Here is a 7,192-nt window from a genome sequence, read left to right on the forward strand (position 1 = left end):
GCCTGCGCGGCCCTCCGCCCACGCCCGGACCCCGGGGCGAAGAGGCCGCTGCCTGGCCGCGGACGGAAGGGGCCGCGATCGTCGTCGCCTCCCGCCTCAGCCCGGCGTCACCTGGCGCGACCGGGAGCAGAGCTCCGCGAGCGCCTCGGCCGTCACGGGCGAGACCACGCCCTCCTCGGTGACGATGGCCGTCACCAGCTCGGGCGGCGTCACGTCGAACGCCGGGTTGTACGCCTGCGTCCCGAGGGGCGCCACCGCAAGGCCGCCGCCGGCTCCCGCCACCGGCACCTGGGGGGCCAGGACGTCGGTCACCTCGTACCCGGGGCGCTGCTCGACCTCGATGGACGCCCCGTCCGGAGTCCCGGGGTCCACCGTCGTCACCGGCGCCACCACGATGAAGGGCACATGGTGGTACCGGGCGAGCACCGCGAGCGGATAGCTCCCCACCTTGTTCGCCACCGAGCCGTCGGCCGCGATCCGGTCCGCCCCGACCAGCACCGCGTCCACCTCACCCGCCGCGAACAGCGACCCGGCCGCGCTGTCGGTGAGCAGGGTGTACGCCATGCCGCGCCGCGCCGCCTCGTACGCCGTCAGCCGGGCGCCCTGCAGCAGCGGACGCGTCTCGTCCACCCACAGCTTGCGCAGCCGCCCGGCCCGGTGCGCGGCCAGGGCCACCGCGAACGCCGTGCCCTCCCCGCCCGACACCAGTGACCCGCTGTTGCAGTGGGTCAGGACGCGGTGCCCGCCGGCCGGCAGCAGCTCGTCCAGCAGCGCCAGCCCGTGGACCGCCATGCGCGCGCTGGCCTCGGCGTCCTCCTTGTGCATGGCGCGCGCGGCGGCCAGCGCCGCCGTCGCCGCCGCCGTCGGGTCACCGGTGGTGGCGAGCGCCGCGCGATGGGCGGACGCCGCCCTGTGCACGCCGATGGAGAGGTTCACCGCGGTGGGCCGGGCGCTCTCCAGCGCCGCCGCGGCCTCATCGACGTCGAACCCCCGCGCGGCGGCGAGCGCGACGCCGTACGCCCCGGCGATCCCCAGCAGCGGCGCCCCGCGCACGGCGAGCGAGCGGATCGCCTCCACCAGCGCCGGTGCGTCCGTGCACACCAGCTCGACCTCCTCGGCCGGCAGCCTCGTCTGGTCGAGGAGGACCAGCACAGGACCTTCAGGCGGTTCCTCCCATCGGATCGCAGGTATCTCGGCCGGCCGCTTGTCCTCGCCGGATTGCGCGTACTGATCAGCCATGCGGTCAGTCTGCCCCGGAACCGGCGGACAATTGAAGGAGTCCGGCGCCTACCGCGGCCGGTCGTCCGGCGACCACCCCGTGGCACGATGTCTGCCAACCTGCCGCCGCGCCCGCGGACGGGCACCGTGAAGGAGCTTCGATGACTGACACTCCGGGCTGGGCCTCGCCCGGATCCGCCCCGTCGCCCGACGGGCGGGAACCCGGCGCGTCCGGTCCCGCCGGACCCGCCGACCGCCCCGGCCCCGCCGAGCCCGCCGCACAGCCGGGCCCGGACCCGCAGGCACCGGGCGCGAAGTGGTCCGACCGGCAGCCGCCACCCGGCCAGTGGTCCGCTCCCACCGGCGCACCGGGCCCCGGACAGGCCCCGCCGCCCCCGCCGCCGCCCGGAGCGGGCTGGGGCGGCGGGCCCGGCGGCCCCGGAGGCGGCCCGTACGGCGGCCCTCCCGGCGGTTACGGAGGCTACGGCGGCTACGCAGCTCCCGGTGGTTACGGAGGCTACGGCGGTGCCTGGGGAGGCGGCTGGGGCGGGCCCCCGCCCGCGGCCAAGCCCGGCGTCATCCCGCTGCGCCCGCTCGGCGTCGGCGAGATACTCGACGGCGCCGTCTCCACCATGCGCACCTACTGGCGCACGGTCCTCGGCATCTCGCTGACGGTCGCGGTGGTCACCCAGCTCGGCCTGATCCTGCTGCAGGGCTTCCTGCTGAACGACGGCGAGACCGCCGACGTCCTCGGCGACCCGGCCTCCTCCGGGAGCGAGGTGCTCCGGGCCCTCGGCGCGCTGATGGCCGGCACATCCGTCGTGGTCGTGATCTCCGTCATCGGCTCCATCGTCGCGACCGCTCTGCTGACGACGGTCACCAGTCGCGCCGTCCTCGGCAGGCCGGTCAGCACCGGCGAGGCCTGGCGGGACGCCCGCCCACAGGTGCCCAAGTTGTTCGGCCTGCTCCTGCTGCTCGGCGTCATCTCCGCGGGCGTGATGTTCGGCGGCGCGCTGCCCGGCATCCTCGTCCTCGTCCTCGGCGGGAACGAGGGAGCCGGCGTCGCCCTGCTCGTCCTCGGCATGCTGGCCGCCCTCGTCGTCGCGATCTGGCTCACCGTCCGCTTCTCCCTCGCCTCCCCAGCGCTCATGTTGGAGCGGCAGAGCATCGTGAAGTCGATGAGCCGCTCCGCGAAACTGGTCCGCGGTTCCTGGTGGCGCGTCGTGGGCATCCAGCTGCTCGCCGGGATCATCGCCAACATCGTCTCGTCGCTCGTCGTGATCCCCTTCACCCTCATCGCCGCCGCGGTCAGCGGCGACGGCATGACGAGCTTCTTCACCACCGGCAGCCAGAACGCCGGCTGGACCTTCCTCATCATCAGCGGCATCGGCTCGGTGATCGGCTCCACGGTCACCCTCCCGATCAACGCGGGCGTCACCGTGCTGCTGTACATCGACCAGCGCATCCGCCGCGAGGCCCTCGACATCGAGCTGACCCGCGCCGCAGGCGTCCAGGAACACGGCGCCGGCGCGCCCGGCCCCGTACCGGGGAGCTGATGCGGTGAGCCTGACGGGGGGAGTTCTCACGGCGGCCCCGGCCCTGCCGGGCGCCGCCGGTTCGGCCGTAGGCGGCCTGCTGGGCGCCGTCGCACGCACCAGCGCCCTGGCGGCGGGCGGCTCGGGCGACGAGCCGCCGGTCACCATCCCGCGCGACCCGGCGCGGGAAGCCGCGCGCCGCGAGCTGTCGAAGCGGATGTACCACGAGAACGACCCCGGGCTGATCCAGCGAGCCCTGAACGCGTTCTGGGACTGGCTCGGCCACCTGCTGGACACCGCCGCGGCCGCGACACCGGGCGGTGCGCTCGGCCTCCTCGTCGTCGTCCTGTTCGCCGTGGCCGTCCTGGCCGCCCTGTGGTGGCGCCTGGGCACTCCGCGCCGCCCGGCCGTCTCCGCCGCCACCCTGTTCGACGACCGCCCCCGCAGCGCCGCCGAGCACCGGGCGGCGGGCGAGGCCCACGCCGCCCAGGGCCACTGGAACCAGGCCGTCCAGGAGCGCATGCGGGCCATCGTCCGCTCCCTGGAGGAGCGGGCCCTGCTCGACATGCGCCCCGGCCGCACCGCGGACGAGGCCGCCGCCGAGGCCGGCCGAACCCTCCCCGCGTTCACCGATCGGCTGCGTTTCGCCGCCCGGCAGTTCGACGACGTCACGTACGGCGGCCGCCGCGCCGACGAGCAGGCGTACCAGCGCATCGCCGAACTCGACCACGACCTGGAACGCAGCCGGCCGGACCTCGCGAACAGCACCGCGAGCACCGTCCACAGCACCGGCCAGGGGGCCGCCGAATGACCACCGGGGCCACGCTGCCGGCCACCTCGACGTCTCCCACCGCCCGCCAGGTGTGGACGCGCTCGCGAGGCATCGCACTCGCCGTGGTGCTCCTCCTGGTGACGGCCGTGGCGATCGCCGCCGTCCGCTCCCAGACCCGGCACGGCGCCCTCGACCCGCGCTCCTCCGACCCCTACGGAAGCCGGGCCGTCGCGGAACTCCTCGCCGACCGGGGCGTCTCCACCCGGGTCGTCACCTCGCTCGGTGCGGCACGCGCCGCGACCGGACCGGACACCACCCTGCTGGTCGCCGTCCCCGATCTGCTGACCCACCGGCAGCAGACCCGGCTGCACTCCGCCACCGCGGCCTCCGGCGGCCGCACCGTCCTCGTCGCACCCGGAAGCTGGTCCGTCGAACGACTCTCCCCCGGGGTCACCGCGGACCCCGCCACCAGCGCCCGCTCGGCACTCGCCCCGGACTGCGCCCTGCCCGAGGCCCGGCGCGCGGGCAGCGCCGACACCGCCGGCATCCGCTACACCTCCACCCACCTCGACGCCGACTCCTGCTACCCCAGCGAACGCCTCGCCACCCTGCTCCGCGTCCCGGCGGCCTCCGGTAAGGGCGACACCATCGTCCTCGGCTCGCCCGGCATCCTCTACAACAAGCGGCTCGACGAGCAGGGCAACGCCTCGCTCGCCCTCCAGCTCCTTGGCTCCCGTCACCATCTGGTCTGGTACCTCCCCTCGCTCGCCGACGGCTCGGCCACCGGCGCCGACAACCAGAAGAACTTCCTCGACCTGCTTCCGTCCGGCTGGCTCTGGGGCGCCCTGCAGCTCTTCATCGCCGCGGCGCTGGCCGCCTTCTGGCGGGCACGCCGGTTCGGCCGGCTCGTGCCCGAAGAACTTCCCGTCGCGATCCGCGCCTCGGAGACCGCCGAAGGCCGCGCCCGCCTCTACCGCAGGGCCGACGCCCGAGATCGCGCGTCCGCGGCTCTCCGCTCCGCCGCCCGCACGCGCCTCGCCCCGCTCGTCGGCGTCCCCGTCACCCAGGCGCACGCGCCCGAAGCCCTGCTCCCCGCCCTGTCCGCCCACCTCCACGGTGACGGGCAGGAGCTGCACTCCCTCCTCTTCGGGCCGCCGCCAGGCGACGACGCGGCCCTCATCTCACTCACCGACCGACTCGACGCCCTCGAAAGAGAGGTACGCCGTCCATGATGGACCCGACCACTGACAACGCCGGGAACACCGGGAACCCGGGGGACGCCCGGGCCTCCCTGGAAGCCCTGCGCGCCGAGATCGCCAAAGCCGTGGTCGGCCAGGACCCCGCCGTGACCGGTCTCGTCGTCGCCCTCCTGTGCCGCGGACACGTGCTCCTGGAAGGAGTCCCCGGAGTCGCCAAGACGTTGCTCGTCCGCGCACTGGCGTCGGCACTCGAACTGGAGACCAAGCGGGTCCAGTTCACGCCCGACCTGATGCCGAGCGACGTCACCGGCTCCCTCGTCTACGACACGCGGAGCGCCGAGTTCTCCTTCCAGCCCGGCCCGGTCTTCACCAACCTGCTGCTCGCCGACGAGATCAACCGCACCCCGCCCAAGACCCAGTCCTCCCTGCTGGAGGCCATGGAGGAGCGCCAGGTGACGGTCGACGGCACACCACGCCCGCTCCCCGAGCCCTTCCTGGTCGCCGCCACCCAGAACCCGGTCGAGTACGAGGGCACCTATCCCCTCCCCGAGGCCCAGCTGGACCGCTTCCTCCTCAAGCTGACCATTCCGCTGCCCTCCCGCCAGGACGAGATCGACGTCCTGACCCGCCATGCCTCCGGCTTCAACCCCCGCGACCTGCGCGCCGCCGGCGTACGCCCGGTCGCCGGGCCCGCCGACCTGGAGGCGGCACGCGCCGCTGTCGCCAAGACCAGCATCTCCCCCGAGATCACGGCCTACGTGGTGGACATCTGCCGCGCCACCCGCGAGTCGCCTTCCCTCACCCTCGGCGTGTCCCCGCGCGGCGCGACCGCCCTACTGGCCACCTCACGCGCCTGGGCCTGGCTGACCGGCCGCGACTACGTCATCCCCGACGACGTCAAGGCGCTCGCCCTGCCCACCCTGCGGCACCGGATCCAGCTGCGGCCCGAGGCCGAGATGGAGGGCGTGACCGCCGACTCCGTCATCAACGCCATCCTGGCCCACGTCCCGGTCCCCCGCTGATGGCACTCACCGGACGCGCCGCCCTCCTGGCGGCCCTCGGTTCCATCCCCGTCGGCATCCTGGAGCCGGGCTGGACGGGAATCCTCGCCGTCAACGGGTCCCTCGCCCTGGCCTGCGCCTGCGACTTCGCCCTGGCGGCTCCCGTGCGGCGCCTCGGCCTGTCCCGCTCCGGCGACACCTCCACCCGACTCGGCGAGACCGCCGACGTCACGCTCACCATCGCCAACCCGACCAGCCGCCCCCTGCGCGCGCACCTGCGGGACGCCTGGCCTCCCAGCAGCTGGCAGCCCGGCACCGAGGTAGCGGGCTCACGGCACCGCCTCGACGTCCCGGCCGGCGAACGCCGACGCGTGACGACCCGGCTGCGCCCCACCCGGCGCGGCGACCGCCGGGCCGACCGCGTCACCATCCGCTCCTACGGCCCCCTCGGCCTGTTCTCCCGCCAGGGCACGCACATGGTGCCCTGGACGGTACGGGTGCTTCCCCCGTTCACCAGCAGGAAGCACCTGCCGTCCAGACTCGCCCGGCTGCGTGAGCTCGACGGCCGCACGAGCGTGCTGACCCGCGGCGAGGGCACCGAGTTCGACAGCCTGCGGGAGTACGTCCCCGGTGACGACACCCGCTCGATCGACTGGCGCGCGACCGCCCGGCAGTCCACCGTCGCGGTGCGCACCTGGCGACCCGAGCGGGACCGTCACATCCTCCTGGTCCTCGACACCGGCCGGACCTCCGCCGGGCGCGTGGGCGACGCTCCGCGGCTGGACGCCGCCATGGACGCCGCGCTGCTGCTGGCGGCGCTCGCCTCCCGGGCCGGCGACCGTGTCCAGCTCCTCGCCTACGACCGCCGGGTACGCGCCCGGGTCCAGGGCCGCGCCGCCGGCGATGTCCTGCCCGCCCTGGTCAACGCGTTGGCCACGCTGGAACCGGAACTCGTCGAGACGGACGCGCGCGGGCTGACGGCGACCGCTCTGCGCACGGCACCCCGCCGCTCCCTGATCGTGCTGCTCACGACGCTCGACGCCGCACCCGTGGAGCAGGGCCTGCTGCCCGTGCTCCCCCAGCTGACCCAGCGCCACACGGTCCTGGTCGCCTCGGTCGCCGATCCGCACATCGCGAGCATGGCGCAGGCACGAGGGAACACGGAGGCCGTCTACGAGGCCGCTGCCGGGGCCCAGGCGCAAGCCGAACGGCAGCGTACTGCTGAGCAGTTGCGTCGGCACGGGGTGACAGTCGTGGACGCGACACCCGACGATCTGGCCCCGGCTCTGGCGGACGCCTACCTGGCCCTGAAAGCCGCCGGCCGGCTCTGACCAGAAGGAAAGCCGGCCCCCGAGGGGGCCGGACAAGGGCCTGAACGCAGAAAACCCCCGCATCTTTCGATGCGGGGGTTTTCCCAATATTTGTTCGGCGGCGTCCTACTCTCCCACAGGGTCCCCCCTGCAGTAC

Annotated in this window: 6 protein-coding genes; 5 read left to right on the forward strand and 1 reads right to left on the reverse strand. The window is 74.6% G+C overall.

Features of this window, described 5'->3' with window-relative positions:
• Positions 1-96: 96 nt before the first annotated feature.
• Positions 97-1,239, reverse strand: coding sequence for an S-methyl-5-thioribose-1-phosphate isomerase (mtnA, locus tag ACFQ9Z_RS25770; RefSeq protein ID WP_383023058.1), 1,143 nt, complete (start codon positions 1,237-1,239; stop codon positions 97-99).
• Positions 1,240-1,379: 140 nt separating this feature from the next.
• On the opposite strand from mtnA, the gene ACFQ9Z_RS25775 reads away from it, so the two are divergent.
• Genes ACFQ9Z_RS25775 through ACFQ9Z_RS25795 form a run of 5 tightly spaced genes read left to right on the forward strand, consistent with a single transcriptional unit; the run spans position 1,380 to position 7,056 of the window.
• Positions 1,380-2,774, forward strand: coding sequence for a glycerophosphoryl diester phosphodiesterase membrane domain-containing protein (locus ACFQ9Z_RS25775; RefSeq protein WP_383023060.1), 1,395 nt, complete (start codon positions 1,380-1,382; stop codon positions 2,772-2,774).
• Between the two features lie 4 nt (positions 2,775-2,778).
• Complete coding sequence (locus tag ACFQ9Z_RS25780; protein WP_383023062.1) at positions 2,779-3,564, forward strand: DUF4129 domain-containing protein; 786 nt, start codon at positions 2,779-2,781, stop codon at positions 3,562-3,564.
• Positions 3,561-4,757, forward strand: a complete 1,197-nt coding sequence (locus ACFQ9Z_RS25785) for a DUF4350 domain-containing protein (protein WP_383023065.1) — start codon at positions 3,561-3,563, stop codon at positions 4,755-4,757. The genes ACFQ9Z_RS25780 and ACFQ9Z_RS25785 overlap by 4 nt, the downstream gene beginning before the upstream one ends.
• Entirely contained in the window at positions 4,757-5,746 is a 990-nt protein-coding gene (locus ACFQ9Z_RS25790) for an AAA family ATPase (protein WP_383023067.1), read from the forward strand. The genes ACFQ9Z_RS25785 and ACFQ9Z_RS25790 overlap by 1 nt, the downstream gene beginning before the upstream one ends.
• Entirely contained in the window at positions 5,746-7,056 is a 1,311-nt protein-coding gene (locus ACFQ9Z_RS25795) for a DUF58 domain-containing protein (RefSeq protein WP_383023069.1), read from the forward strand. Before ACFQ9Z_RS25790 ends, ACFQ9Z_RS25795 begins: the two co-directional genes overlap by 1 nt.
• Positions 7,057-7,192: the final 136 nt, after the last annotated feature.

This window comes from Streptomyces sp. NPDC056580 (genome assembly GCF_042793175.1).
Classification (GTDB): Bacteria; Actinomycetota; Actinomycetes; order Streptomycetales; family Streptomycetaceae; genus Streptomyces.